Origin of the sequence: Paraburkholderia sp. J69-1 (assembly GCF_905220255.1) — a bacterium.
Lineage (GTDB): Bacteria > Pseudomonadota > Gammaproteobacteria > Burkholderiales > Burkholderiaceae > Paraburkholderia.
In genome coordinates this window covers 340,828-367,675 of record NZ_CAJMZG010000010.1, presented here as the reverse complement: position 1 = coordinate 367,675, position 26,848 = coordinate 340,828, and the positions used below count along the sequence as shown (strand labels likewise).

At 65.2% G+C, this 26,848-nt stretch carries 21 protein-coding genes; 11 read left to right on the top strand and 10 right to left on the bottom strand.

Annotated elements, in window-relative coordinates:
- Positions 1-727, bottom strand: a 727-nt coding sequence (locus U5A67_RS40735) for a hypothetical protein (RefSeq protein ID WP_415767886.1), incomplete at its 3' end; no start/stop codon positions are given.
- A 9-nt stretch (positions 728-736) separates the two neighbouring features.
- Here U5A67_RS40735 and U5A67_RS40730 point away from each other — a divergent pair.
- Positions 737-1,504: a pseudouridine synthase gene (locus U5A67_RS40730; protein ID WP_415767885.1), complete on the top strand. Its 768-nt coding sequence runs from the start codon at positions 737-739 to the stop codon at positions 1,502-1,504.
- Positions 1,505-1,595: 91 nt separating this feature from the next.
- On the opposite strand, the gene def is transcribed toward U5A67_RS40730, so the two are convergent.
- From def to U5A67_RS20810, 5 genes are all read right to left on the bottom strand, one after another.
- On the bottom strand, positions 1,596-2,129 hold the full coding sequence (gene def, locus U5A67_RS20830) for a peptide deformylase (protein WP_027814833.1): 534 nt from the start codon (positions 2,127-2,129) through the stop codon (positions 1,596-1,598).
- On the bottom strand, positions 2,126-4,186 hold the full coding sequence (gene ligA, locus U5A67_RS20825) for an NAD-dependent DNA ligase LigA (RefSeq protein ID WP_321814473.1): 2,061 nt from the start codon (positions 4,184-4,186) through the stop codon (positions 2,126-2,128). Before ligA ends, def begins: the two co-directional genes overlap by 4 nt.
- Positions 4,187-4,383: 197 nt before the next feature.
- Positions 4,384-5,718, bottom strand: coding sequence for a cell division protein ZipA C-terminal FtsZ-binding domain-containing protein (locus U5A67_RS20820; RefSeq protein WP_321814474.1), 1,335 nt, complete (start codon positions 5,716-5,718; stop codon positions 4,384-4,386).
- Positions 5,719-5,850: 132 nt separating this feature from the next.
- Positions 5,851-9,369: a chromosome segregation protein SMC gene (gene smc / locus U5A67_RS20815; protein ID WP_321814475.1), complete on the bottom strand. Its 3,519-nt coding sequence runs from the start codon at positions 9,367-9,369 to the stop codon at positions 5,851-5,853.
- A 210-nt stretch (positions 9,370-9,579) separates the two neighbouring features.
- Entirely contained in the window at positions 9,580-10,734 is a 1,155-nt protein-coding gene (locus tag U5A67_RS20810) for a DMT family transporter (RefSeq protein ID WP_321814476.1), read from the bottom strand.
- A 280-nt stretch (positions 10,735-11,014) separates the two neighbouring features.
- Here U5A67_RS20810 and dapC point away from each other — a divergent pair, with 280 nt between their 5' ends.
- From dapC to cls, 6 genes are all read left to right on the top strand, one after another.
- On the top strand, positions 11,015-12,238 hold the full coding sequence (gene dapC / locus U5A67_RS20805) for a succinyldiaminopimelate transaminase (protein ID WP_321814477.1): 1,224 nt from the start codon (positions 11,015-11,017) through the stop codon (positions 12,236-12,238).
- Between the two features lie 91 nt (positions 12,239-12,329).
- Positions 12,330-13,157: a 2,3,4,5-tetrahydropyridine-2,6-dicarboxylate N-succinyltransferase gene (gene dapD, locus U5A67_RS20800; RefSeq protein WP_205981752.1), complete on the top strand. Its 828-nt coding sequence runs from the start codon at positions 12,330-12,332 to the stop codon at positions 13,155-13,157.
- Entirely contained in the window at positions 13,157-13,522 is a 366-nt protein-coding gene (locus U5A67_RS20795; RefSeq protein WP_205981753.1) for an arsenate reductase, read from the top strand. Before dapD ends, U5A67_RS20795 begins: the two co-directional genes overlap by 1 nt.
- A 113-nt stretch (positions 13,523-13,635) precedes the next feature.
- Positions 13,636-14,775 carry a succinyl-diaminopimelate desuccinylase gene (gene dapE, locus U5A67_RS20790; protein WP_205981754.1) on the top strand — a complete coding sequence of 380 codons (1,140 nt, stop codon included), beginning with the start codon at positions 13,636-13,638 and terminating at the stop codon, positions 14,773-14,775.
- A 29-nt stretch (positions 14,776-14,804) separates the two neighbouring features.
- Positions 14,805-15,701, top strand: a complete 897-nt coding sequence (gene prmB / locus U5A67_RS20785) for a 50S ribosomal protein L3 N(5)-glutamine methyltransferase (RefSeq protein WP_205981755.1) — start codon at positions 14,805-14,807, stop codon at positions 15,699-15,701.
- 194 nt (positions 15,702-15,895) lie between these two features.
- Positions 15,896-17,362, top strand: a complete 1,467-nt coding sequence (cls, locus tag U5A67_RS20780; protein ID WP_321814478.1) for a cardiolipin synthase — start codon at positions 15,896-15,898, stop codon at positions 17,360-17,362.
- Between the two features lie 20 nt (positions 17,363-17,382).
- Here the strand turns inward: cls and U5A67_RS20775 are convergent, their stop codons facing one another.
- Entirely contained in the window at positions 17,383-17,874 is a 492-nt protein-coding gene (locus U5A67_RS20775) for a glutathione peroxidase (RefSeq protein ID WP_205981757.1), read from the bottom strand.
- A 185-nt stretch (positions 17,875-18,059) separates the two neighbouring features.
- Between U5A67_RS20775 and U5A67_RS20770 the strand changes: the two genes are divergently transcribed.
- Both U5A67_RS20770 and U5A67_RS20765 read left to right on the top strand, forming a co-directional pair.
- A complete protein-coding gene (locus U5A67_RS20770) occupies positions 18,060-20,036 on the top strand; it encodes an ATP-binding cassette domain-containing protein (RefSeq protein WP_321814479.1) in 1,977 nt (658 codons plus the stop codon).
- A 72-nt stretch (positions 20,037-20,108) separates the two neighbouring features.
- Positions 20,109-21,296 carry a CaiB/BaiF CoA-transferase family protein gene (locus U5A67_RS20765; protein WP_321814674.1) on the top strand — a complete coding sequence of 396 codons (1,188 nt, stop codon included), beginning with the start codon at positions 20,109-20,111 and terminating at the stop codon, positions 21,294-21,296.
- Between the two features lie 103 nt (positions 21,297-21,399).
- Here U5A67_RS20765 and U5A67_RS20760 read toward each other — a convergent pair whose 3' ends face one another.
- The 3 genes from U5A67_RS20760 to alr all read right to left on the bottom strand — a co-directional run bounded on the left by U5A67_RS20760 (position 21,400) and on the right by alr (position 24,349).
- The gene (locus U5A67_RS20760; RefSeq protein WP_205981759.1) at positions 21,400-21,663 is read right to left on the bottom strand and encodes a DUF2866 domain-containing protein; all 264 of its coding nucleotides are present in this window, start codon (positions 21,661-21,663) and stop codon (positions 21,400-21,402) included.
- A 134-nt stretch (positions 21,664-21,797) separates the two neighbouring features.
- Positions 21,798-23,174 carry a DNA repair protein RadA gene (gene radA, locus U5A67_RS20755; protein WP_321814480.1) on the bottom strand — a complete coding sequence of 459 codons (1,377 nt, stop codon included), beginning with the start codon at positions 23,172-23,174 and terminating at the stop codon, positions 21,798-21,800.
- 104 nt (positions 23,175-23,278) lie between these two features.
- Positions 23,279-24,349, bottom strand: a complete 1,071-nt coding sequence (gene alr / locus U5A67_RS20750; RefSeq protein ID WP_205981761.1) for an alanine racemase — start codon at positions 24,347-24,349, stop codon at positions 23,279-23,281.
- Between the two features lie 218 nt (positions 24,350-24,567).
- Here alr and lplT point away from each other — a divergent pair, with 218 nt between their 5' ends.
- Positions 24,568-25,878: a lysophospholipid transporter LplT gene (lplT, locus tag U5A67_RS20745; RefSeq protein ID WP_205981762.1), complete on the top strand. Its 1,311-nt coding sequence runs from the start codon at positions 24,568-24,570 to the stop codon at positions 25,876-25,878.
- Positions 25,879-26,025: 147 nt separating this feature from the next.
- Positions 26,026-26,832, top strand: a complete 807-nt coding sequence (gene thiD / locus U5A67_RS20740; RefSeq protein ID WP_321814481.1) for a bifunctional hydroxymethylpyrimidine kinase/phosphomethylpyrimidine kinase — start codon at positions 26,026-26,028, stop codon at positions 26,830-26,832.
- The last annotated feature ends 16 nt before the right edge of the window (positions 26,833-26,848 follow it).

Genomic DNA, 26,848 nt, shown 5'->3' with positions numbered 1-26,848 from the left:
TCGCGATGAAGGTGGTGATCGTCGCTCGTTTGGGCCGCGTGAGGATGGCGAACGCCATCCGTTCAAGCCGCGTGAAGGTGACGGTGAGCGCCGATTCCCGCGTCGTGATGAAGGTGGTGAACGTCGCTCGTTTGGCCCGCGTGAGGATGGTGAACGCCGTCCGTTCAAGCCGCGTGAAGGCGATGGTGAACGCCGATTCCCCCGCCGCGATGAAGGCGGTGAACGCCGCTCGTTTGGGCCGCGTGAAGATGGCGAACGTCGTCCGTTCAAGCCGCGTGAAGGCGATGGTGAGCGCCGTTTCCCGCGTCGTGACGAAGGTGGTGAACGCCGCTCGTTTGGTCCGCGTGAAGATGGAGAGCGCCGTCCGTTCAAGCCGCGCGAAGGCGATGGTGAACGCCGCTTCCCCCGCCGTGATGAAGGTGGTGAACGCCGCTCGTTTGGTCCCCGTGAAGATGGCGAACGCCGTCCGTTCAAGCCGCGCGAAGGCGACGGTGAGCGCCGATTCCCGCGTCGTGATGAAGGTGGTGAGCGCCGTTCCTTCGGCCCGCGCGAGGACAGCGGCGAGCGCCGTTTCCCGCGCCGTGACGAAGGTGGCGATCGCCGCTTCGCCCGCCCGGTAAAGTCGTCGTATGGCAGCGAACGCACCGACCGCAACAGCGCCCCCGCGCGCAAGTTCGGCGACAAGCCCGCAGGCAAGTCCTTCGACAACGCACCGCGCCGCGTCCAACGCGAGGAAATCGACGGCGACAACGCGCTGCGTCTGTCCAAGCGCATGTCGGAGCTGGGTCTGTGCTCGCGCCGCGAAGCCGACGAGTGGATCGAAAAAGGCTGGGTTTTCGTCGACGGCGTCGTCGTCGACACGCTGGGCGCCAAGGTCACGCCCGAGCAGCGCATCGAAATCGATCCCGCTGCACTCGCCGCCCAGGCGCGTCAGGTGACGATCCTGCTGCACAAGCCGATCGGTTTCGTCTCCGGTCAGGCCGAAGACGGCTACGCGCCCGCCGCCACGCTGATCACCGGTGAAAACCACTGGGACGGCGACCGCTCGGGCATCCGCTTCTCCGCCCAGCACCTGCGCACGCTCGCACCGGCTGGCCGCCTCGACATCGACTCGACCGGTCTTCTCGTCCTGACGCAGGACGGTCGCGTCGCGAAGCAACTGATCGGCGAAAGCTCGGACATCGACAAGGAATACCTCGTGCGCGTGACCTACGGCGACATCGAGACCGAAGTCGACCAGCACTTCCCGGCCGATCTGCTGGCGAAACTGCGTCACGGCCTCTCGCTCGACGACGTGCCGCTCAAGCCCGCCCAGGTCAGCTGGCAGAACGGCGAGCAGTTGCGTTTCGTCCTGCGCGAAGGCAAGAAGCGTCAGATTCGCCGTATGTGCGAGCTGGTTGGCCTGCACGTCGTCGGCCTCAAGCGCGTGCGCATGGGCCACGTGCTGCTGGGCGCACTGCCGCAAGGCCAGTGGCGCTATCTGTCGGCGGACGAAGCCTTCTAAGCCTGACGACACCGGCGCGGACCACGCGCCGGAGCCATAAAAAATGGGAGCCGCGGGCTCCCATTTTTATTGTGCGCTACATCCGCGTGATTCAATCGTCGCTATTGGGATCGAGATCCGGGAACAGCACTTCGGTAAAACCAAACTTCGAGAAGTCGGTAATGCGCATCGGATACAGCTTGCCGATCAGGTGATCGCACTCGTGCTGCACCACGCGCGCATGAAAACCTTCCGCGACGCGCTCGATCGGCTTGCCGTACTGGTCGTAGCCGTTATAGCGGATCATCGAATAGCGGCTCACCGCGCCGCGCATGCCCGGCACCGACAGACAGCCTTCCCAGCCCTCTTCCATATCGTGCGAAAGCGGATGGATCACGGGGTTGATCAGCACCGTTTGCGGCACGGCTGGCGCTTCGGGATAACGCTCGTTCTGCTCGAAGCCGAAGATCACCACCTGCAGATCCACGCCGATCTGCGGCGCAGCGAGTCCCGCGCCATTCGCCGCGTGCATGGTGTCGAACATGTCGGCGATCAGCTCGTGCAGTTCCGGCGTGTCGAAATGATCGACGGGTCTGGCGATGCCGAGCAGGCGCGGATCGCCCATCCTGAGAATTTCGCGAATCATGTTGAATGCCCCTCCAGGAGCTTGTGCAACCCTTCTTCGTCGAGCACCGGCACGCCGAGTTCCTCGGCTTTCGCGAGCTTGCTGCCCGCGTCGGCGCCCGCCACCACGTAGTCGGTCTTCTTCGACACCGAGCCGGCCACCTTCGCGCCAGCCGCTTCCAGCATCTCTTTCGCCGCGTCGCGTGTGAGCGTCGGCAGCGTGCCCGTGAGCACGACCGTCTTGCCCGCGAGCACGCCCACCGGCGCCTTGGGCGCGGGCGGACCTTCTGGCCATGTGACCTTGCCGGGCGCGCGCAGTTGCTCGATGACCGTGCGGTTATGTTCTTCCGCAAAGAACTGGTGAATCGATTCCGCCACGATCGGCCCCACATCCTTCACTTCGAGCAGTTGCTCGACGCTCGCGTCCATGATCGGATCGAGCGAGCCGAAGTATTTGGCCAGATCCTTCGCGGTGGATTCGCCTACCTGCCGAATGCCCAATGCATAAATAAAACGTGCGAGCGTGGTCGACTTGGCTTTTTCCAGCGAATCGAGCAGGTTTTGTGCCGATTTCTCTGCCATGCGGTCGAGTTCCGCGAGCGTGGCGAAACCCAGGTTGAACAGGTCCGCCGGCGTGCGCACGAGATTCTGCTCGACCAGCTGATCGAGGATCTTTTCGCCCAGACCGTCGATATCCAGTGCGCGGCGCTGCGCGAAGTGCCAGAGCGCCTGCTTGCGCTGCGCCGGACAGAACAGACCGCCAGTACAGCGCGCGATGGCTTCGTCGGGCAGACGTTCGATGCGCGAACCACACACGGGGCATTCGGTGGGCATCACAAATTCGTGTGCATCTTCCGGGCGACGCTCCAGCAGCGCGCCCACCACCTCGGGAATCACATCGCCCGCACGGCGCACGATCACCGTATCGCCGATACGGATGTCCTTGCGGCGCACTTCGTCTTCGTTATGCAGCGTAGCGTTGGTGACCGTCGCGCCGCCCACGAACACGGGTTCCAGACGCGCAACCGGCGTGATGGCACCCGTGCGCCCCACCTGCACGTCGATGGCGAGCAAGGTCGTGAGCACTTCCTGGGCCGGAAACTTGTGTGCCAGCGCGAAACGCGGCGCGCGCGAGACAAAGCCGAGCGCATCCTGTTCGTCGCGGCGATTGACCTTGTAGACCACGCCATCGATGTCGTACGGCAAGCCGTCGCGCGTCTCGCCCACGGCGCGGAAAAAGTCGAGCAGACCTTGCGCGCCCTTCACGACCGCGCGCTCGCTGTTCACGGGCAGACCCATTTCCGCGTACCAGTCGAGCAGTTCGCCATGCGTGGCGGGCATCGGCTCGCCTTCCAGCACGCCAATGCCATACGCAAAAAACGACAGCGGACGCTGCGCCGTAATCTTCGAATCGAGCTGGCGCAGGCTGCCGGCCGCGGCATTGCGCGGATTGGCAAATTCCTTCTGGCCGGCTTCGCGCTGACGCTCGTTCATACGCGCAAAATCGCGGCGGAACATCAGCACTTCGCCGCGCACGTCGAGCACCTTCGGCACGCGCGCGCCCTTCAGCCGCAGCGGCAGTGAACGGATCGTGCGCACGTTTTCGGTAACGTTTTCGCCGGTTGTGCCGTCGCCACGTGTGGACGCCTGCACGAACACGCCATCCACGTAGCGCAGCGAAATCGCCAGACCGTCGAACTTGAGTTCGCAGGCGTAGTCGACTGCCTCGCCTTCGGCCTTGCCGAGCGTGTCATGCACGCGCTTGTCGAATGCGGCGATGTCTTCGTCGGCGAAACCGTTGTTGAGCGAGAGCATCGGCACGTCATGGACAACCGGCTCGAAGCCCGCCGACGCTTCGCCGCCCACACGCTGGGTGGGCGAATCGGGCGTGATCAGATCCGGATGTTCGGATTCGATGGCCTGCAGTTCGCGGAACAGCGTGTCGTATTCCGCGTCGGGCAACTCGGGCTGGTCGAGCACGTAATAAGCGTGATTGGCGCGCTCGAGTTCGGCGCGCAGCCACGCCGCGCGCTCGGTCGCGGGAGATGCTTCGGTAGGACGGGCGGGATGACGGACCATGCTGGTTGCGGCTTCTGACGAGTGATTTAAGAGTCAGATTATCTCAGGAAGCCGCGCCTGTGGCATCGGCCGAACGGCTAACTTCGTGCGCCGCCGAACCGGCCGCAAAATGAAAAAGGCGCAGCGCCTCGATGGCACCGCGCCTTTCAGGCGGGCGAACGGCCGCTTCCGGCCGCTTTCGCCCGACTCCGCCCGCGTTACTGGCTGAAGAGCCGGCGCGTCGCCGCCGAACCCGCCGGAATGCCGGCCTGTTCGAGCTTCGCGTAGAGCGTCATAAGCTGCTTGTCGATGTTCTGCAGAACCGACTCCGGCAGCGGCCGGCGCTGGTCGTCCACCACGCGCCCGCCAATGCGCTCCGCGAGCGAGCGCGCGTAATCGCACATCAGGCGGAACGGCAGGATGTCCTCGTCGGCCACCGGCACGTCGAGGATCAGCGTGATCATCTGGCCGCCCTTGTAGGTCAGGTCGTCGCGCAGGAAGTTGGTGTCGCCGAACTGCAGCATGAACACCGGGCTCTGCTTCGCGTCGAGCTTCACGAAACGCGTGCCGTCGCGCGACAGCAGCAGGCCGTCCTGCGCCGACACCGCCTGCACGTAATTCGCCGACCACGGCGCGCCATCCGACAGCACGTTGATCGAAAGCTGCGCGTCGCACTGCGCCGCAAAGCCGTCGAGTTCGCGCGCCATCGCCACGGTCTCGGTCATGTCCGGGAATTCGGGCAGACCGTCGAGCGCATCGGCCAGTTGATGGACGCCCGCGACGAATTCCGAAAACTCCAGCTCGTTGAGCGGGCCATTGCGGTTCGCGAGTTGCGCGGCGGCGCGCAGTTCTTCGTAGCGCACGCCATTTTGCAGCAGTTCCCAGCCGTCGCCGCCTTCCGGCTTGCCTTCGATGTGCACGGGCTTGCTGCCGGCGCGGCGCAGACGCTGCGCGAGCGGAATCACACGCTCGCCGGGCAGCGCGCCGCCCAGGCGAATCGGCACGATGCAGTCGATACGGCGATCGACGATCGCGGGCGGCGCCGAAGAAATCGTGGTCGCAGCCGGCATCACCGGTTCGACGCGCTCGTCTTCTTCGCTGGCCGGCGCTTCGTCCTTCGCGGCAGCGGTTTCGTCATGTTCGGCGGGCGTTGCCACAGCCGCTTCGGCTGCGTCGGCGGCATTAGCCGAGACCGCGCCTTCGGCCTGCGCCGCTTCACCTTCGGCAAAACCGTTCGGCGAGGTGTTCTCGGCCTGGATATCGACGGGCGTATCGGCAGGCGCAACCGTGCCGAAGCCCGGTTCGACGCGCTCTGCGCTTTCTTCCGCGCCCTGGCCCGCAAGCGAAGGCTCGCGACGCGAAGGCGCGCGAGCCGGTTCGATAAACGGGCTAGGTTCCTGCAGGTCGTCGCGCAACGGCGATTCGACGGCTTCCTCGGGCATCGGGCGCGGCATGCGACGGCGCACCCTGGCGCCCTGCCACGCGTTGTACACCACCACGCCCCCGACGACTACGGCACCCGCGCCGATCAACCCGAGAGTCAACTGATCCATGCATGCTCCATCTGCAATTCTTTCTTGTCTGGCGGCGCGCGCCGGCCTGTGCCGCTGCGCAAACCGCAAGCGTGGCGCCGCTGGCTGTCGCGCCGCGCGCCGTCCCTTGGATGTCTAAACCGTTTCGACCGTTTAGCCGATATTTTGTGCGAAACCCGCCGCCGTTTCCATGTCTACGGCCACGATGCGCGACACGCCCTGCTCCTGCATCGTCACGCCGATCAGTTGCTGCGCCATCTCCATCGCGATCTTGTTGTGCGAGATGAAGAGGAACTGCGTCTTGTCCGACATCGCGCGCACGAGGTTGGCGAAGCGTTCCGTGTTGGCGTCGTCGAGCGGCGCGTCCACTTCGTCCAGCAGACAGAACGGCGCCGGATTGAGCTGGAACATCGCGAACACGAGCGCCGTGGCGGTCAGCGCTTTCTCGCCGCCCGACAGCAGGTGAATCGTCGAATTCTTCTTGCCCGGCGGCTGCGCCATCACCTGCACGCCGGCGTCGAGAATTTCGTCGCCGGTCATGATGAGCTTCGCCTGGCCGCCACCGAACAGGCGCGGGAACAGCTCGCCGAAATGGTGGTTCACCTGGTCGAAAGTGCCTTGCAGCAGCGTGCGGGTTTCCTGGTCGATCTTGCGGATCGCGTCTTCGAGCGTTTCGATCGCGCTCGTCAGATCGGCCGATTGGGCGTCGAGGAAGCTCTTGCGCTCCTTCGCCGCCGCCAGTTCGTCGAGCGCGGCCATGTTGACGGGGCCGAGCGCCGCAATCGCGTTGTTGATGCGCGTGACTTCGCCCTGCAGATACGGCGCCTTCAGGTCCGGCGAAAGCTTTTCCTGCAACGCGGCTTCGTCCACACCCGCCGCCTGAAGCTGCTCGATGAACTGCTCGCCGTTCAGGCGCGCGGCCTGTTCCTTGAGCTGCAGTTCCGTGATGCGGTCGCGCAGCGGCTGCAGCGCGCGTTCCGCGTTCAGGCGGGTCTCGTCGGCGGCGCGCAGTCGGGCGCTCAGATCGTCGAGTTCCACCCGCGCGTTGCGCAGCGCTTCCTCCTTTTCGGCGCGAATTTCCAGCGCGTCCTGCAGGCCCGTGTGAGCGGTCTGTTCGTTGATCGTTTCCAGTTCGGCGCGCGCGTCTTCGAGCGAGGCGGCCACGCGCTCGCTCTGATCGTGTGCGATCTGGATATTGCGCTTGAGCTCTTCGATGCGGTTGGCCATGTTGCGCGCCGCAAAGCGCGCATCGCCGGCCGCACGTTCGAGATCGCGCGCCTGGTTGCGCGCATTGCCGAGGTCTTCGTCGAGCGCTTCGAACGCAAGCTGGTTATCTTCGAAGCGCGCCTGCAATTCGGCCAGTTCGCTGTCGTGACGCTCGAAATTCGCTTCCGATTCCGCACGCAGCGCACGCTGCTCTTCGGTCTGCGCACGAATCTCTTCGCGCTCTTCGCGGATCTGCGTGCTGCGCGCCGTGTAACGCTCGTGTGCCTGCGTCAGCTTGAGCACGTCCATCTGCAAGGCGTGCACGCGCTGGGTCGCGCGCTCGGCCTGCTGGCGCAGTTCGCCGAGCTGCTGCGCCGCCGTGGTATGCGCGGCTTCCGCGCGCACCACCGCCGAGCGGGCTTCGTCCGCCAGCAGCGCCTGGGCGCGCAACTGGCGCGTCAGATTTTCGATTTCCTGCTGGCGCGCCAGCATGCCGGCCTGTTCCGAGTCCGCGGCGTAGAGCTGCACGCCTACGCGCGTGACCATATGGCCGGCCTTCACCACGAACACGCCGCCTTCCGGCAACTGCGCGCGTTGCGCGAGACCTTCGGCGAGATCGGCGGCCACGAAGGTCGTCGCGAGCCATTCGTTGAGCACCGCGCGCAGGCCGGCATCGTCGATACGCACGAGCGAGAGCAACGGCGTGAGTCCGGCAGGCACGGCCGGTGTCAGACCTGCGGGCGGCGGCGCATAGAACGCGAGCTTGGCCGGCGGCGCGTCGCTCGCGAACGCCTTGACCCAGTCGAGATTCGACACTTCGAGCGCCGCGAGACGCTCGCGCAGCACCGCTTCGAGCGCGGTTTCCCAACCGGCGTCGACATGCAGCTTCTTCCACAGACGCGGCAACGCACCCAGTTCATGGCGTTCGAGCCACGGCTGGATCTTACCTTCGGTCTGCACGTTTTCCTGCAACTGCTTGAGCGCGGCCAGACGGGCTTCGAGCTGGTGGGTTTGCGCGCTTTCCGCATTCACGCGGTCGTGCGCGGCGCGCCGCTCGGCATCCAGACGCGGCACGTTTTCCTGCGCATCGGCCAGACGCCCCTGGGCGTCGTGCAGCACTTCTTCCTGCTCGGCGAGCTGCATGCGCAACTCTTCGAGCTGCACTTCGTCCGGTGCATCGAGCCCACCCGCTTCCGACTTCAAACGCTCTTCGCGCTGCTGAAGCTGCTGGAGCATTTGATCGGCGTTACGCTGATGCGCGGCTTCGAGCTTGATCGCCTGTTCGGTGCGCGCAATGCCCGCGCGCTCTTCGTTCAGCTGCGTCTGCGCATCGCGCCAGCGGTTTTCGAGCGCAGGCAAGGCTTCCTGTTTCGCGGCCGCTTCTTCTTCCGCGACCGCCGCCTTTTCCTCGCCCATCGCCAGTTGCTCTTCGGCGTCTTCGATGTCGTCCTGGGCTTTTTGCGCCTGCACCTGCCATTGCTCGCGCTGCGCGGTGAGCGCGGCGATCTGCGCCTGCACCCGGTTGCGCGATTCGACGATGAACTTGATTTCGGCTTCGAGGCGGCTGACTTCGGCGTTCGCTTCGTAGAGCGAACCCTGCGCGCCCTGCATGGCGTCGCTGGCCGAATAGTGCGCGACGCGCAGCGTTTCGAGCTGCGCTTCGACTTCGCGCAATTGCGCCGTATGACGTTCGAGGTCGATCTGCGCCTGCTCGATCGCGCGCTGCTGGCGCTGCTGCTCGGCCGCCGCTTCGTTCTTGCGCAACAGCCACAGCAGACGCTGCTTTTCTTCGCCGTCGGACTGCAGTTCGCGGAATCGCGTCGCCACCACGGCCTGCCCTTCGAGCTTGTCGAGGTTGGTCGAGAGTTCGCGCCCGATGTCTTCCACACGCGTCAGATTCTCGCGCGTGTCGTGCAGGCGGTTTTCCGTTTCGCGACGGCGTTCCTTGTACTTCGAGACACCGGCGGCTTCTTCGAGAAACACGCGCAGCTCTTCAGGCTTCGCCTCGATGATGCGCGCGATCATGCCCTGGCCGATGATCGCGTAGGCGCGCGGCCCGAGACCCGTCCCGAGGAAGATGTCCTGAATGTCGCGGCGGCGTGCCGGCAGATTGTTGATGTAGTAGCTCGACGTGCCGTCGCGCGTGAGCACGCGCTTGACGGCGATTTCGGCATATTGGCCCCACTGGCCGGCGGCGCGGCCGTCCGCGTTGTCGAACACGAGTTCGACGCTCGCGCGGCTACCGGGCTTGCGCGCCGTGGAACCGTTGAAGATGACGTCCTGCATCGACTCGCCGCGCAGCTCGGACGCGCGGGACTCGCCGAGCACCCAGCGCACGGCGTCGATGATGTTCGATTTGCCACAGCCATTCGGCCCGACCACTCCGACGAGTTGGCCCGGAACCTGGAAATGCGTGGGATCGACGAAAGATTTGAAGCCAGCGAGTTTAATCGAGGTCAGACGCACGGCGATATCGCTGTTGGAATAGGGAGGGTGAACGGGACCGCCCGCGCCTGTGGTCGCAGGCCGCGCGCCGCCGACCTCGCAACCGGTCGCACGACGGCGCAGCGCGCCGCATCAGGCCTACATCAAGCATCTCGGGCAGCCGCCACGGCTCGCCGCACCGCGCGCATCAAACACAGCCTGCGCGCCCCGGCCGGCGAGGATCAGCGGCAATCATACCATCGCACGCGAGCCATTCTGCCCGCTGCGCGGAGAAGCCGTGGGCGGCGCGCTGTCTTTCGCGCCGCTTTCGGCTTGTGTGGCGTCGTCGCTGACGCCGGCATCGGCCTTTGCGGCATTTTCGGCGTGATCGCCGCGCTGACCCGGCGCGCCCTCGTCGTCGTCGAGCCGGTTTGCCTGGGCGTGCGCGATGGCGCTGGCATCGGCGCTTGCGTGGGGCGTGTGCGGTTTGCGCGCTGTGCCCTCCTCGCGTTTCGCGTCCTGCGCGCGATGGACCCAGCTCGACAGCAGCGAGGCCAACACGATGCACGCGCCGCCCGCCCATTCGCGCGGCCCCGGCGTCTCGCCCGCCAGCAGCCAGGACGAGAGCGCCGTCACGACGATCTCGAACAGCATGATGATCGACGCGCGGTTCGCAGGCACGCGTGCGAGACCGTACTGCACGAGCATATTGTTCGAACTGAGCAACAGGCCGAGCACCAGCACGAGCAGCATGATCCGCGCGACCGGTTCGCCTGCGTGAATCACCGGCAGCGGCTCGAAGCACGAAGCGAGCGCGCCGAAGATCGCCGCGCCGCCAAAAATCACGGCCGTGCGCATTTCCGGCTTCATCTGCGGCAGGATGCGGCTCGTCTTGACGACCAGCACGTTACTCATCGCGAAACCCATGCCGGCCACGAGTCCGGCCCACTCCGCCGCGCTGCCCGGCAGCGGCACGCCCAGTTTCGGCGACCAGAGCATCATGACCGCGCCCAGCAGCGACAGCCCGGCGAGCGCCGCGCCCGACCACGACAGGCGTTCGTGCAGGATGAAATGGGCGAAGATCGCGGTCCATGCGGGCGTGAGATAAAACAGCAGCAGCACGCGCATCACTTCGCCGTGGATCGCGCCCCAGACAAAGCCGATATTGGTGATGCCGGCCGCGAGCCCGAGCATCGGCAAGATCCAGTGCCAGCGCACGGTCGAAATCGAGCGGCGGCGCAGCAGCAGCACGAACAGACAGCCCGCCGCGCTCGTGGCCGCGCCGGCGGCCGTGCCCGTCAGGCCGAAGCTCGCGAGCGTGCGCAGCGGATACCAGATCACGCCCCAGACCGAAGCGCCGATCAGAATCGCGAGCGTAGGCCAGCCCGCTTTGAGATTCGCGTTCATCGCGCGGCCCCGGTCAAGCGCACGACTGCGCGCGGCGCACCCTTCACAGATTGCATTTCCAGGCCCTTTTTCCTGTCTCATGCGTGCCCGGCTTGCCGCGCCAGCCTTGATGCCGCGCAACGTCCAGACGACGCCAAGTTATAATTCCCGCTTTTCCAGCCGCAGATGCCGCGCAACCTGCGCCGCAAACGCGCGCTACGCGCGTCGATCCGACGCCGCTGCGCCCTGCCCGCTGCCTGTCCGTCTTTCGCTCCAGCTCGCCTATTTAGCCCGCCAAGCCGTGAATCCGCTCCTCGACACCCTCCAGTCCTATCCCTTTGAAAAGCTGCGCGTGCTCTTCAAGGACGTCACGCCGAATGCCGGCCTGCGCCACATCAGCTTCGGGATCGGCGAGCCGAAACACCCGACGCCCGCGCTGATCCGCGACGCCATCGTCGATTCGCTCGACGGTCTGTCGGTGTATCCGGCCACGGCCGGCACGCCCGCGCTGCGCGAGGCGATCGCGAAATGGGTGACCGAGCGCTACAGCCTGCCGAAGATCGACGCCGCCACCGAAGTGCTGCCGGTGTCCGGTTCGCGCGAGGCGCTGTTCGCGCTCGCCCAGGCGGTCGTGGACCCCACGGCCGGCGTGAAAGACCCGGCGAAGCGGGCGATCGTACTCTGCCCGAACCCGTTCTACCAGATCTACGAAGGCGCCGCGCTGCTCGCAGGCGGCGAGCCGTATTTCGTGAACAGCGATCCGGCCCGCAACTTCGCCTGCGATTATTCGCAGGTGCCGGAAGACGTCTGGGCGCGCACGCAGCTGCTGTTCGTCTGCTCGCCGGGCAATCCGACGGGCGCCGTGCTCACGCTCGACGACTGGCGCGAACTGTTCGCGCTGTCCGACAAATACGGCTTCGTGATTGCGTCCGACGAATGCTATTCGGAGATCTATTTCGACGAAACGAAGCCGCCGCTCGGCGGTCTCGAAGCCGCCCGCCAGCTCGGCCGCGGCTTCGAGCGTCTCGTCATGCTCTCCAGTCTGTCGAAGCGCTCGAACGCGCCGGGCATGCGCTCGGGCTTCGTGGCCGGCGACGCCGCGATCCTCAAGCAGTTTCTGCTTTATCGCACGTATCACGGCTCGGCCATGTCGCCGGTCTGGCAATCGGCTAGCATCGCCGCCTGGGGCGACGAAGCGCACGTGCGCGACAATCGCGCCAAATACGTGCAGAAGTTCTCGACCGTCACGCCGTTGCTCGCCGACGTGCTCGACGTGAAGCTGCCGGACGCCGCGTTCTACCTGTGGGCCAATGTCTCGCGCACCGGCCTCACGGACGACGCGTTCGCCCAGCGCCTCTACGCCGACTATAATGTGACGGTCCTGCCGGGCTCGTTTCTCGCGCGCGAAGCGCATGGCGCGAATCCCGGTGCCGGTTTCGTGCGCCTCGCGCTCGTCGCCGACGTCGCGGAGTGCATCGAGGGCGCGCAGCGCATCGTCGACTTCTGCCGCTCGCTCAAACCGTAAAGCTTTCCCTGCGTGCGGGGTGTGTGCAGCCCGCCTGCCACCCGCCGTGCGCAACTCCGCTTTCCACCATCAATTTCACGAAATCACCACCATGTCGCAACAACTTCAGCAGATCATCGACACCGCCTGGGAAAACCGCGCCGACTTCTCGCCCAAGTCCGCGCCGAACGACGTGCGTGAAGCCGTCGCCCACGTCATCGCCGAGCTGGACAAGGGCGCCCTGCGCTGCGCCGAAAAGAAGGACGGCGACTGGATCGTCAACCAGTGGGTGAAGAAGGCCGTGCTGCTGTCGTTCCGCCTGGAAGACAACGCGCCGATGGCCGCAGGCGGCTTCACGCAGTTCTTCGACAAGGTGCCGTCGAAGTTCGCCAACTACACGGCTGAAGACTTCGCAGCAGGCGGCTTCCGCGTCGTGCCGCCGGCCATCGCTCGCCGTGGCTCGTTCATCGGCAAGAACGTCGTGCTGATGCCGTCGTACACCAACATCGGCGCATACGTCGACGAAGGCACGATGGTCGACACGTGGGCAACCGTCGGTTCGTGCGCGCAGATCGGCAAGAACGTGCACCTTTCGGGCGGCGTGGGCATCGGCGGCGTGCTGGAGCCGCTGCAGGCCAACCCGGTCATCATCGAAGACAACTGCTTCATCGGCGCGCGCTCGGAAGTCGTGGAAGGCGTGATCGTCGAAGAAAACTCGGTCATCTCGATGGGCGTGTACCTCGGCCAGTCGACCAAGATCTATGACCGCGAAACCGGCGAAATCACCTACGGCCGCATCCCGGCTGGCTCGGTCGTCGTGGCCGGCAACCTGCCTTCGAAGGACGGTTCGCACAGCCTGTACTGCGCCGTGATCGTCAAGAAGGTCGATGCCAAGACGCGCGCCAAGGTCGGCCTGAACGAGCTGCTGCGAGGCGACTGATGGCGAAGGCCGCAAAGACTGTCGTATACGGCATTCCGAACTGCGATTCCGTGAAGAAGGCCCGCGTGTGGCTGGAAGAGCACGGCATCGAGTTCGAGTTTTACGACTTCAAGAAGGCCGGCGTATCGAGCGCGCTGGTGCAGGACTGGCTCAAGGACGTGTCGCTCGATCAGCTGATCAACAAGCGCGGCACGACCTGGCGCGGCCTGTCCGAAGTGCACAAGGCCGAAGCCGATTCGACCGCCGGCGCGATTGCGTTGATGAGCCACAAGCCGTCGATCATCAAGCGGCCGGTCATCGTCGTGAACGGCCGCGTGAAGGCGCTCGGCTTTGCCGCCGAGCAGCTCGAAACGATTTTTGCCTGAAGGATTGATCCGATGAGCGCCAGACGCCCATCGGACAGCCCGGCCATCACCAGCTGTTGCCGGCCCCTGACTCGTCAGCGGTGCCGGCATTTTCATTTGCAACCGGTCCCTCCATGTCCGCCACCCTCGCCCTTACCGAAGCCCTGATCGCGCGCGCGTCCGTGACGCCCGACGACCAGCACTGCCAGCGCATCATGACCGAACGCCTCAGCGCGCTCGGCTTCGCGTGCGAAACGATCGAATCCAACGGCGTGACCAACCTATGGGCCGTCAAACGCGGCGCGGCCGGCACCGACGGCCCGCTGCTCGCCTTCGCGGGCCATACCGATGTCGTGCCCACCGGCCCGCTCGAGCAATGGAGCTCGCCGCCGTTCGAACCCCATCATCGCGACGGCATTCTCTATGGCCGCGGCGCCGCCGACATGAAGACCTCGCTCGCCGCGTTCATCGTCGCCAGCGAAGAGTTCGTGGCCGCGCATCCGCAACATCGCGGCGCGATCGCCTTCCTCATCACCAGCGACGAAGAAGGCCCGGCCACCGACGGCACCGTCAAGGTGGTCGAGGCGCTGCAGGCGCGCGGCGAGAAAATGGATTACTGCATCGTCGGCGAACCGACTTCGTCGGCAACGCTGGGCGACTGCGTGAAGAACGGCCGCCGCGGTTCGATGTCGGGCAAGCTTGTCGTCAAGGGCGTGCAAGGCCATATCGCCTACCCGCATCTGGCGAAGAATCCCGTGCATCTGCTGGCGCCGGCGCTGGCCGAACTCGTCGCCGAAAAATGGGACGACGGCAACGAATACTTTCCGCCGACCACCTGGCAGGTCTCGAACATGCACAGCGGCACGGGCGCGAGCAACGTGATTCCCGGCCACGCCGAAGTGCTGTTCAACTTCCGTTTTTCGACCGCCAGCACCGTGGAAGGCCTGCAGCAGCGCGTGCACGCGATCCTCGACAAGCACGGTCTCGAATACGATCTGCACTGGAGCGTGAGCGGCCTGCCCTTCCTGACGCCGCGCGGCGCGCTGTCGAACGCGCTCGAAAAAGCGATTCTCGACGAAACCGGCGTGACCACCGAACTGTCGACCACGGGCGGCACCTCGGACGGCCGTTTCATCGCGCGCATGTGCCAGCAGGTCGTGGAGTTCGGCCCGCCCAACGGCAGCATCCACAAGATCGATGAGCATATCGAAGTGAAGTTCATCGACCCGCTCAAGAACGTGTACCGCCGCGTACTCGAACAACTGATCGCCTGAGCGCCCGCGCCCAGGCTGGAGTTCCCAATATGACCCAACCGCTTTCCACGACGTTTAGCACCGTGCGCGATCTGCTGCGCTACGGCGTTTCGCGTTTCTCCGCCGCGCAGCTCGCGTTCGGCCACGGCTCGACCAATGCCTACGACGAAGCCGCGTATCTGATCCTGCACTCGCTGCATCTGCCGCTGGACCTGCTCGATCCGTTCCTCGACGCGCGCCTCGCGCCCGAAGAAATCGACAAGGTACTCGCCGTGATCGAGCGCCGCGCGACCGAGCGCGTGCCGGCCGCCTACATCACGCAGGAAGCGTGGATGCACGGCCTGCGCTTTTACGTCGACGAGCGCGTGATCGTGCCGCGTTCGTTTATCGGCGAACTGCTGGCCGACGGCCTGCAGCCGTACGTGGAAGATCCCGAGCAGGTCACCGCCGTGCTCGAACTCTGCACCGGTTCGGCGAGCCTCGCGATTCTCGCGGCGCACGCCTTCCCGAATGCCGATATCGATGCCGTCGATCTGTCGGCTCCGGCACTCGAAGTCGCGAAGCGCAACGTGCACGAGCATGAGCTCGACGCGCGCATTTCGCTGTTCGAAGGCGATCTGTACGCACCGCTCGCCGAGCGCCGCTACGACGTCATCATCACGAATCCGCCGTACGTGAACGCGGGCTCGATGGACGCGCTGCCGCCCGAATACCGCCACGAGCCGGAAATGGCGCTCGCGGGCGGCGAGGACGGCATGGACATCGTGCGTCGCATCATCAAGGAAGCGCGCAACTGGCTGACCGACAACGGCGTGCTCGTGGTCGAAATCGGCAACGAGCGCGAGAACGTCGAAGCCGCGTTTGGCGGCCTCGATCTCGTCTGGCTCTCGACGAGCGCCGGCGACGATCAGGTGTTCCTGATTCAGGCCTGCGACCTGCCGGTCTAAGCGCCAGCTTGTACCCATCGCGCGCCGCACTCGTGGCGCGCGATCCTGATACCGGGCGCGCCCTCATCCCGCTGGGTTGGGTAAGATGGACGTTTCCCGGTTTACGCGGCAAGGACGTCTTGCGGCTCGGGCCGCAGCGCGAAAGTCTGTAAGAACGAACGCGCTGCCCGGCTCCTGCAGCGTCCCGCGTCTCTATGCGATTCGACTGGTCCACTCTCGGCATTCTGCTCGCCACCGTCCATCTGCTGGGACTGGTCGCCGCGTGTCACGCCATTCTCGTCACCCGCACCTCGCAAGGGGCGATCGCGTGGGCTGTCTCGCTCGCGACGATGCCTTACCTCACGCTCATCCCGTATTTATTCCTTGGCCGCAGCAAGTTCGCCGGTTACGCGGATGCGCGGCGCCTGCGCAACGAAACGCTACGCTCCCGGGCGCGCGCGCCCGACCTCGGGCAGCTCGGCAGCGAATCGGGCGAGCGCTTCGCGCAGGAAGCGAACGGGCCCGCCGACGCGCTGAACCCGCGCGTGATCCGCACGCTCTCGCACCTCGGCGGCATGCCGCTCGTGCCCGGCAACGCGGTGCGCACGCTCGTCAACGGCGAAGCCACGTTTTCTGCGATCTTCGACGCCATCGAACAGGCACGCCAGTACGTGATCGTGCAGTTCTTCATCGTGCGCGCCGATGCGCTCGGCGACATGCTCAAGGATCTGCTGCTCGCCTGTGCCGCGCGCGGCGTGCGCGTGTACTTCCTCTACGACAGCATCGGCAGCTTCGATCTGCCCTCCAGCTACGTGAGCAGCCTGCGCGCGGGCGGCGTGGAAGTGCACCCGTTCTCCACGCGGCGGCGCATCGTCAACCGTTTCCAGCTCAATTTCCGCAACCATCGCAAGATCGTCGTGGTGGACGGCGAGCGTGCCTTTGTGGGCGGCCACAACGTGGGCGTGGAATATCTGGGCGCCAAGCCGCCGCTTTCGCCGTGGCGCGACACGCATATCGAACTGCGCGGCCCCGTGGTGGCGAACATCCAGTTCGCCTTCACCGAAGACTGGTACTGGGTCACGCAGGAACTGCCTGGCAGCGAAGCGCCCGCCGTCACGCCGCGCGACGGCGACGACATGGCCTGCCTCGTCATGCCCACCGGCCCGGCCGATCGGCAGGAGACCTGCTCGCTCTTCTTTGTGGAAGCGATCAACGCAGCGAACAAGCGCATCTGGATCACCACGCCCTACCTCGTGCCGGATTCCGCCGTCTTCGCCGCGCTGCGCCTGGCCGCACTGCGCGGCGTGGACGTGCGCATCCTGATTCCAAGTCGGCGCGATCACTACGTGGTATTCGAAGCCTCCACGCTTTACGCCTACGACGCGGTGCGCGCGGGCATCCGCATCTTTCGCTACAAGCCGGGCTTTTTGCACCAGAAGGTCGTGCTGATCGACGACACGGCCGCCGCCATCGGCAGCGCGAATCTGGACAACCGCTCGTTCCGCCTGAACTTCGAAATCATGGTGCTGACCGTGCACGCGGGCTTCGCATCGGAAGTCGAGGCCATGCTGCGACACGACTTCGAAGCGAGTTTCGAGATCGACCGCGGCGAATATCGCGATGCGCCCGCGTGGCGCAAGATCGCGATGCACGTCGCGCGCCTGTTCGCGCCGATTCTCTAGACTTCGCTCAGACCACGGCTTTACAGCAGTTTTTCGATATCCGCGGCAATGGCTTCGGGCTTCGTGACCGGCGCGTAGCGCTTGATGACCTTGCCGCTGCGATCCACGAGAAACTTGGTGAAATTCCACTTGATGCGCTCGAGCCCGACCAGCCCCAGCAGGCCCGGCGCTTCGCTCGTGAGCCAGCTATAGAGCGGATGCGCATTTGCCCCGTTCACGTCGATCTTCTCGAACATCGGAAACGTCACGCCAAAGTTCTTCTCGCAGAACGCGCCGATCTCCGCACTTGCGCCCGGCTCCTGTTTGCCGAACTGGTTGCACGGAAAGCCGAGCACCGCAAGCCCGCGCGAGGCGTACTGGTCGTAGAGCTTTTGCAGGCCCGCGTACTGCGGCGTGAACCCGCACTCGCTCGCGGTATTGACGATCAGCAGCACCTTGCCGGCGTAGTCTTCAAGGCTGACTGGCGCGCCGCCACCCAGCGGTTGCGCGGTGAACGAATAGACCGTGGACATCTGGCTCCTCCCCAAGGAAAGCGCCAGTCTACGTGAGAACCGATCCCGCCCGCACCTTGGCCAGATGGCCAGTGAAATGTCCAGCGAGATTAGCGATGATTGCGCATTAGCCGTTCGGCCAATCCCGGGCTGCGCGCGAGCCAGTTTAAAATAGCGCTTTACGTTTTATCTGCGCTGGCGCTCCCGTGATCCGCTTCAATCAATTCAGTCTTGCCCGCGGTACCAAGCCGCTCTTCGACCAGACATCGTTCACCCTCAATCCGGGCGAAAAAGTCGGTCTCATCGGCGCCAATGGCGCGGGCAAATCCACGCTGTTCGCCGTGCTGCGCGGCGAGCTGCATGCGGACGGCGGCGACTTCTCCATGCCGCCCACATGGGCAATCGCGCACGTCGCGCAGGAAACCCCGGCCGTCGATAAAACCGCGCTCGACTACACGCTGGACGGCGACGCGCCGCTGCGCGAGATCGAAGCGCGCATCGCCGCCGCTTCCGCGGCCCACGACGGCGCGGCCGAAGCCGAAGCCCACGCCGCCTTCGCCGACGCCGACGGCTACACCGCGCCCGCGCGCGCCGAAGCGCTGCTGCTCGGCCTGGGCTTCACGATGGATCAGACCCGCCAGCCGGTCGCGAGCTTCTCGGGCGGCTGGCGTATGCGCCTGAACCTCGCCCAGGCGCTGATGTGCCGCTCCGACCTGCTGCTGCTCGACGAACCCACGAACCACCTGGATCTGGACGCCATCGTCTGGCTGGAAGACTGGCTGCACCGCTATCCCGGCACGCTCGTCGTGATCTCGCACGACCGCGAATTCCTCGACTCGGTCTGTAACGTCACGCTGCATCTGGAAAACCAGCAGATCAAGCGCTACGGCGGCAACTACTCGCAGTTCGAAATCCTGCGCGCGCAGCAACTGGCGCTGCAGCAAAGCGCCTACGAAAAGCAGCAGAAGACCGTCGCGCATCTGCAAAGCTTCATCAACCGCTTCAAGGCCCAGGCCACCAAGGCGCGTCAGGCGCAAAGCCGCGTCAAGGCGCTGGAGCGCATGGAGCTGATCGCGCCCGCGCACGCGGCCTCGCCGTTCACATTCGAATTCCGCACGCCGGATTCCGCGCCCAATCCCATGCTGGTCATGGACGGCGTGCGCTGCGGCTATCGCGCCGAAGACGGCACCGAAACGCCCATCGTCGAACGGGTGGCGCTGTCGATCCAGAACGGCCAGCGCATCGGCCTGCTGGGCGCGAACGGCCAGGGAAAATCCACGCTGATCAAGACGCTCGCAGCCACGCTCGAGCCGCTTTCGGGCGAACTGCGCACCGGCAAGGGCCTGCAGATCGGCTATTTCGCCCAGCATCAGCTCGAAACGCTGCGCCCAGACGACACACCTCTCCAGCATCTTGCGCGCCTCGCACCGGACACGCGCGAGCAGGAACTGCGCGACTTCCTCGGCTGCTTCAATTTCCCCGGCGAAATGGCCACGGCGCCCATCGCGCCCTTTTCGGGCGGCGAAAAGGCGCGTCTCGCGCTCGCGCTGATCATCTGGCAAAAGCCCAATCTGCTGCTGCTCGACGAACCGACCAACCACCTCGACCTCGAAACGCGTCACGCGCTCACCATGGCGCTCGCGCAGTTCGAAGGCACGCTGATCGTGGTCTCGCACGACCGGCATCTGCTGCGCGCCACCACCGACCAGTTCATGCTGGTCGCCAAACATCGCCTGCAGCCTTTCGACGGCGATCTGGACGACTACCGCGACTGGCTGCTGCAACACGCGGCCGAACAGCGCGCCGCGTTCAAGGCCGCGGCGGCAGGCGGCACGGCGAATGCGGACGGCACGGTCAATGACACAGCGAACGACGCAGGGGCTGACGACAGCGGCGTGAACCGCAAGGAACAGCGTCGCCAGGAAGCGGAAACGCGCCAGCGTCTCGGACATCTGAAGAAGCCCTTACAGGCGAAGATCGGCAAAATCGAAAAGGAAATGGACGCGCTCAACGCGGAAAAAGGCACACTGGACGCGTTCATCGCCGATCCAGCCAGTTACGAACCCGCGCAGAAGGCCAAACTGACGGAATCGATCCGCCGTCAGGCCGAAGTGCAGGCACGCCTGGAAGCGCTGGAAGCCGATTGGCTCGAAGCGCACGAGGAACTTGAGCAGATCGGCTAAGCGCCCACTTTTTATCGTCTACGCCAGCCAGCGCTATCGTCAGGAGCTATCCGAGTGTCGACACCCGCCGCCTTGCAGGGCCTACGCGTTCTCGATCTGACCCGGCTTTTACCCGGGCCTGTGGCCACGCTGCGTCTGGCCGAAATGGGCGCCGACGTGCTCAAGATCGAACCGCCGGGTGCGGGCGACGCAGCGCGCACCATGATGCAAAGCGCCTCCGATGAACTCGCCGGCCGGCCAGGTGCGTTTTACCGGCTGGTCAATCGCGGCAAGCGCGAAACCCGCATCGACCTGAAGTCCGAAAGCGGTCGCGCCGTGCTGCTCGCGCTCGCGCGCGACGCCGACGTGCTGGTCGAAAGTTTCCGCCCGGGCGTGATGGAGCGGCTGGGCGTCGGTTACGAAACGCTGCGCGCGGCCAATCCCAAACTGGTGTACTGCGCCATCACCGGCTATGGCACGACCGGCCCGTTCTCGGATCGAGCGGGCCACGACCTCAACTACGTCGCTTACGCGGGTGTGCTCGATCAGGTGGCCGGGCGCGACGGCGCGCCGGTGCTGGCGAATTTCCAGATCGCCGATCTGCTCGGCGGCGCACTCTCGGCCGTCACGCAGATCCTCGCCGCGCTCTGGCAGGTCGCACGCGGCGGCGAAGGCCGTTTCGTCGATATCTCGATGGCGCACGAAGCGTTCGCGAACAACGTCGTCGCGCAGGTGGCGCTCGCCAACGACGACGCGGCCGCGCTCCAGCCCGGCGGCGGTCTGCTCAACGGCGGCGTGCCCTGCTACAACCTCTACCGCACGCAGGACGATCGCTGGCTGGCAGTCGGCGCGCTCGAGTTGAAGTTCTGGCAGGCCTTGTGCACGGCGCTCGGGCGCGAGGACTGGGCGCAACGGCATTGGAGTCTGGGTCAGGCGATCGGCGGGTCGGACGCCGTATCGCTCACGCGCGATCTGGGCGCAGTGATTGCGTCGGAGCCGTTACAGACGTGGATCGACCGCCTCGAAGTGATCGACTGCTGCGTTTCGCCGGTACTCAAGCCCGGCGAGGCGGCCAACCATCCGCTCTTTAACACCGACGTGCTGCAGGCGCTGCTCGACGAAGTCGAAGCGCAGCGTCAGGCAGCGGCGCAGCCGCCCGCAAGCGTTGCCCGTCTACCGATGGGCGTCACGTCGGCCGCCCCCGCTGTTTCGCCCACCAGCGCTCATCCTCAAGCTGGCCAGGCGGGCAAGAAACCGTTCAATTACGGTCCGTGGGGCTGAAGGCGCTCAACGAGGCATTAAAAGAGCAATGGGCCCATCGTGCGCCCATTGTCTTGTGTACTGCTGAAAACATAGCTGGAAATGTTGCTGCGAAAGCGCATGCCTATCTGCGCGGCAGCGTCTGGCGCGGCGCACGTTCGTCGTCGTACAGCACGTGCTTGCGGCCTTCGACATGGTGGGCGATGGTGCTACGCACCTGCGAAGGCGTCACGTTGCCGGCCACCACCTGGCGCGAAATGCGGCCATCGCCGTCGATCCACTCGACGATGCGGCAACTGCTGCCCCAAGGCTGCATAAGCGGCTCGGAGACCCGGCAGCCGCGCACGACGATCGAACTACCGCCAATGGACGATTCTGTCTGTTTCAAAGTCGCTATCCTTTCCGCTTGATGCGGGGTTGCTCATGCGGGCAAGGATAGGGAAATCGCAAAACTTTCTGGTTACAGCGCGCGCCGGGGTTGTTACTAATCGTTACGCGCCAGAACAGGCCGGCGCGCGGCGTTCAGTCGAACTCGCGCACGCGATCGATCGCTTCCTCAATTCGCTCGACGGCGATCACATTCAAACCTTCGATCGGCTGTTTCGGCGCATTGGCGCGCGGAATCAGCGCGCAGGTGAAACCGAGCTTGGCCGCTTCCTTCAGACGATCCTGGCCGCGCGGCGAGGGACGGATCTCGCCCGCCAGACCCACTTCGCCAAAAACGATCAGACCCTTGGGCAACGCCTTGTTACGCATCGAGGAATGAATGGACAGCAGCACGGCCAGGTCGGCGGCCGGTTCGGTGATCTTCACGCCGCCCACGGCATTGAGGAACACATCCTGATCGAAGCAGCCGATGCCGGCATGGCGATGCAGCACGGCCAGCAGCAGCGCAAGACGGTTTTGCTCCAGCCCGACCGCGAGGCGGCGCGGGTTGGGCACCTGCGCCGTATCGACCAGCGCCTGCACTTCCACCAGCAGCGGCCGCGAGCCTTCCTGCGTGACCATCACACAGGAACCCGGCACGCTCTGCTCGTGTTGCGACAGAAAGAGTGCAGAAGGATTGGCCACACCGCGTAAGCCTTTCTCCGTCATCGCGAACACGCCCAGCTCGTTCACCGCGCCGAAGCGGTTCTTGAACGCGCGCACCAGCCGGAACGACGAATGCGTATCGCCTTCAAAGTACAGCACCGTATCGACGATGTGTTCCAGCACGCGCGGCCCGGCGAGATTGCCCTCTTTCGTCACGTGGCCGACCATGATGATCGACGTGCCCGACTGCTTGGCGATGCGCGTCAGTTGCGCCGCGCACTCGCGCACCTGCGCGACCGAACCGGGCGCGGAAGTCAGCGCTTCGGAATAGATGGTCTGGATCGAGTCGATCACGGCGACGTCGGGCTTTTCGGCTTCGATGGTCGCCTGGATCTTTTCAAGCTGGATTTCGGCGAGCAGTTGCAGCTCGTTCATCTTCGAGCCTTTCTCCAGCAGCCCGAGTCGTTGCGCGCGCAACGCAATCTGCGCCGCCGATTCTTCGCCGCTCACATAGAGCGCGCGTCGATCGGCCGCGATTTCGGCGAGCGACTGCAGCAGCAGCGTCGATTTGCCGATCCCCGGATCGCCGCCGATCAGCACCACGCCGCCCGCGACCAGACCGCCGCCCAGCACCCGGTCGAATTCGCCGACACCGGAGGTAAAGCGCGGCACGTCCGAGGCTTCGATATCGGCGAGACGGCGCACCGGCGCGCTCTTGGCGAGCGCCTGGTAGCGATGGTTGCCGGCCGGCTCGGGCGCGCTTTCCACCAGCGTGTTCCAGGCATTACAGGCGGGGCACTGCCCTTGCCACTTGGGCGCCTGTCCGCCGCATTCCGTACAGATATAGACCGTCTTCGCCTTCGCCATGCTGGTTGCCGTGCCGCGTGTCCGCGCCTGCGTTGTGATGGGTTCGAAAGATGAGCGGGCCGTCGAGCGCTACCCGACAGCCCACTATATAGATACAGAAACGCTTATTCCGCGCGTACCGGCACGCGCGGCGCGACCGCGCACATCAGCTCGTAGCCGATGGTGCCGCACGAGGCGGCCACGTCGTCGATCGGCAGATTCGCGCCCCAGAGTTCGACACGCGTGCCCATGCCGGCGTTCGGCACCGGCGTGAGGTCGACGGTGATCATGTCCATCGAAACGCGGCCGACGATGCGCGTGCGCACGCCATCGACGATCACCGGCGTGCCTTCGGGCGCAATGCGCGGATAACCATCCGCATAGCCGCAGGCCACCACCCCGATGCGCATGGTCTTGCGCGCCGTGAAGGTCGAGCCGTAACCCACGCTCTGCCCTTCCGCGACCGTCTGCGTGCCGATGATTTCCGACGCCAGCGTCATCGCCGGTTGCAGACCGGTGCCGTCAAGCAGCGTCGCCACGCCCGACGGCGAAGCGCCATAAAGAATGATGCCGGGGCGCACCCAGTCGAAATGCGACGACGGATGCCAGAGCGTAGCCGCCGAATTCGCGAGGCTGCGCGTGCCGGCGATGCCTTGCGCGCCGCGCTCGAATGCTGCCATCTGCTCGCCGATACCGCGCGGCGCGTCGGCGTCCGAGAAGTGCGTCATCAGCGTGATCTGACCGATGCCGGGGCAAGCGCGCGCGCGCTCCCAGGCCGCGCGGTATTTTTCCGGCGTATAGCCGAGGCGATTCATGCCGCTATTCATCTTGAGCTGCACGTTGACCGGCTTCGAAAGCCGCGCCATTTCGAGCATGCGCATCTGCTCGTCGCAATGCACCACCGTCGTGAGGCTGTAGCGGTCGATGACGTCGATATCGGTAGGCCGGAAAAAGCCTTCCAGCAGCAGGATCGGCCCGGCCCAGCCGAGCTCGCGCAGTTTCACGGCTTCTTCGAGATCGAGCAGGCCGAAACCGTCGGTGGCGCGCAGACCGGGAAAAGCGCGCGCAAGCCCGTGCCCGTAGGCGTTGGCCTTGACCACGGCCCAGATTTTCGACTTCGGCGCGTATTTCCGGACGACGGAGAGATTATTGGCGAGAGCGGCGGTATGGATCGTGGCTGAGAGGGGGCGCGGCATGGGAGTTTTTTCGCAAAGACGCTTTCTAATCAGGAGCTTACAGGGTGTTTTCAGCGCCCGGCAGGCCCGCCTGATGGGCGGTCAAGGAATGTGCTAGTCCGAATACAGCTATTTTCGTGATATAAAGCCCTGCGCACAACCCATTTCGAACGTATTAAGCCCGGATGCCTCCACCCGTCCGGGGCGGACGGACCGCAGCGAGGACAGCATCGCATCAGATGAAAAAAGGCTTTTACACCATCATGGCCGCGCAGTTTTTTTCGTCGTTGGCCGACAATGCGCTCCTCATCGCTGCGATAGCACTGCTGAAAGACCTCCACGCTCCGAACTGGATGACGCCGCTGCTCAAGCTGTTCTTCGTCCTGTCCTACGTTGTTCTTGCCGCTTTCGTCGGCGCCTTCGCCGATTCGCGCCCCAAAGGGCGCGTCATGTTCATCACCAATACGATCAAGGTTGTCGGCTGCGCCATGATGCTGGCCGGCACGCATCCGCTATTGGCCTACGGCGTCGTGGGTTTTGGCGCGGCGGCCTATTCGCCGGCCAAGTACGGCATCCTCACCGAACTGCTGCCGCCTGAGCGCCTCGTGGCCGCCAATGGCTGGATCGAAGGCACGACGGTCGGCTCGATTATTCTCGGCACCGTGTTGGGCGGCGCGCTGATCAGCCCGCATATCGCCGCGCACGTGATCCGCCACACGCCCGCCTCGATCAACACGCCCGCCGAAGCCGCGATGCTCGTGATCATGGGCATCTATGTGATCGCCGCGCTCTTCAATCTGCGCATCCCCGATACCGGCGCGCGTTATCCGCGCCAGGAACATGGGGTGATCCGCCTGATCACCGATTTCGCCGATTGTTTCAACACGCTCTGGCACGACAAGCTCGGCCAGATTTCGCTCGCGGTCACGACGCTGTTCTGGGGCGCGGGCGCGACGCTGCAGTTCATCGTGCTCAAGTGGGCCGAAGTGTCGCTTGGCATGTCGCTGTCGGAAGGCGCGGTATTGCAGGCCGTGGTCGCCGTCGGCGTGGCCGCTGGCGCAATGATCGCCGCCGCGCGCATTCCGCTGAAGAAATCGCTGTCCGTGCTGCCCGTGGGCATCATGATGGGCATCGCCGTGATGATCATGGCGTTCTACACGCGCAATCTGTTTCCGCCGCATTGGGGTCTGCATATCGGCCACATGCGCATTCCGGGTTATCTGCTGTGCGCCTATCTGTTCCTGATGGTGGTGGGCGCATTGTCGGGCTTCTTCGTCGTGCCGATGAACGCCCTGCTCCAGCATCGCGGCCACGTGCTGCTGTCCGCCGGTCACTCGATCGCCGTGCAGAACTTCAACGAGAACCTCTCGGTGCTCGTGATGCTGTGTCTCTATGCCGTGCTCGTCTGGCTCGACGTGCCGGTCACGCTCGTGATCGTGCTGTTCGGCACCTTCGTCTGTCTGATGATGTGGCTCGTGATGCGCCGCCATCAGGCCAATCAGCGCGCGTTCGACTCGGTCGCGCTGATCGGCGAAAATCATCGGCACTGAGCCACACTGGATTGCATTTTTCGGCATTTTTCGACGGCGGCGCGATCGCGCCGCTGACGTTCTCCGTATCGACCTCTTCCAGCGCCGGCGCATTCGCGGCCTCGACATCGAAGCCCCTCGCGTGCGCGGCGCGTAAGCGACGCTGACATGACTTCTCCGATTCCCCACGTCCTCACGATCGCCGGTTCCGACTCCGGCGGCGGCGCCGGCATCCAGGCGGACCTCAAGGCGTTCTCCGCGCTCGGCGCGTATGGCGCGAGCGTGATCACCGCGCTCACGGCGCAGAACACGCGCGGCGTGAGCGCGATTCACGCGCCCGACGCGGCGTTCGCCACGGCACAGCTCGACGCGGTATTCGACGATATCCGCATCGATGCCGTGAAGATCGGCATGCTTGCCAACGCATCGATCGTGCGCGCAGTCGCCGACGCATTGCGCCGCCACAAACCGGCGCGCGTCGTGCTCGATACCGTGATGATTTCGAAGAGCAATCACGCGCTGCTCGCGCCGGAAGCCGTGGCGGCGCTGCGTGAAGAGTTGCTGCCGCTCGCGGGCATCGTCACGCCGAATCTGCCCGAGGCGGCGGCGCTGCTAGGCGTCGAAGCGGCAAGCGATGAAGCGACGATGGTCGAACAAGGCGAAGCGCTGCGCGCGCTCGGCGCCCAGGCGGTGCTGATGAAAGGCGGCCATCTGGGCAGCGCCGATAGCCCCGACTGGTTGATCGAAGACGCCGGCACAGTGCGCCTGGGCGGCCCGCGTGTGCCGGTGACGAATACGCACGGCACGGGCTGCACGCTGTCGTCGGCGATTGCCGCGCTCTGGCCGCAGCAGGCGACGCTCGCCGATGCGGTTGCACAAGCGAAAACGTATCTGACGGGCGCGCTCGAAGCGAGCGACCGGCTGGACGTCGGGCATGGCGTCGGGCCGGTGCATCACTTCTGGCGCTGGTGGTAAGCGGTTCGCGCCAGCC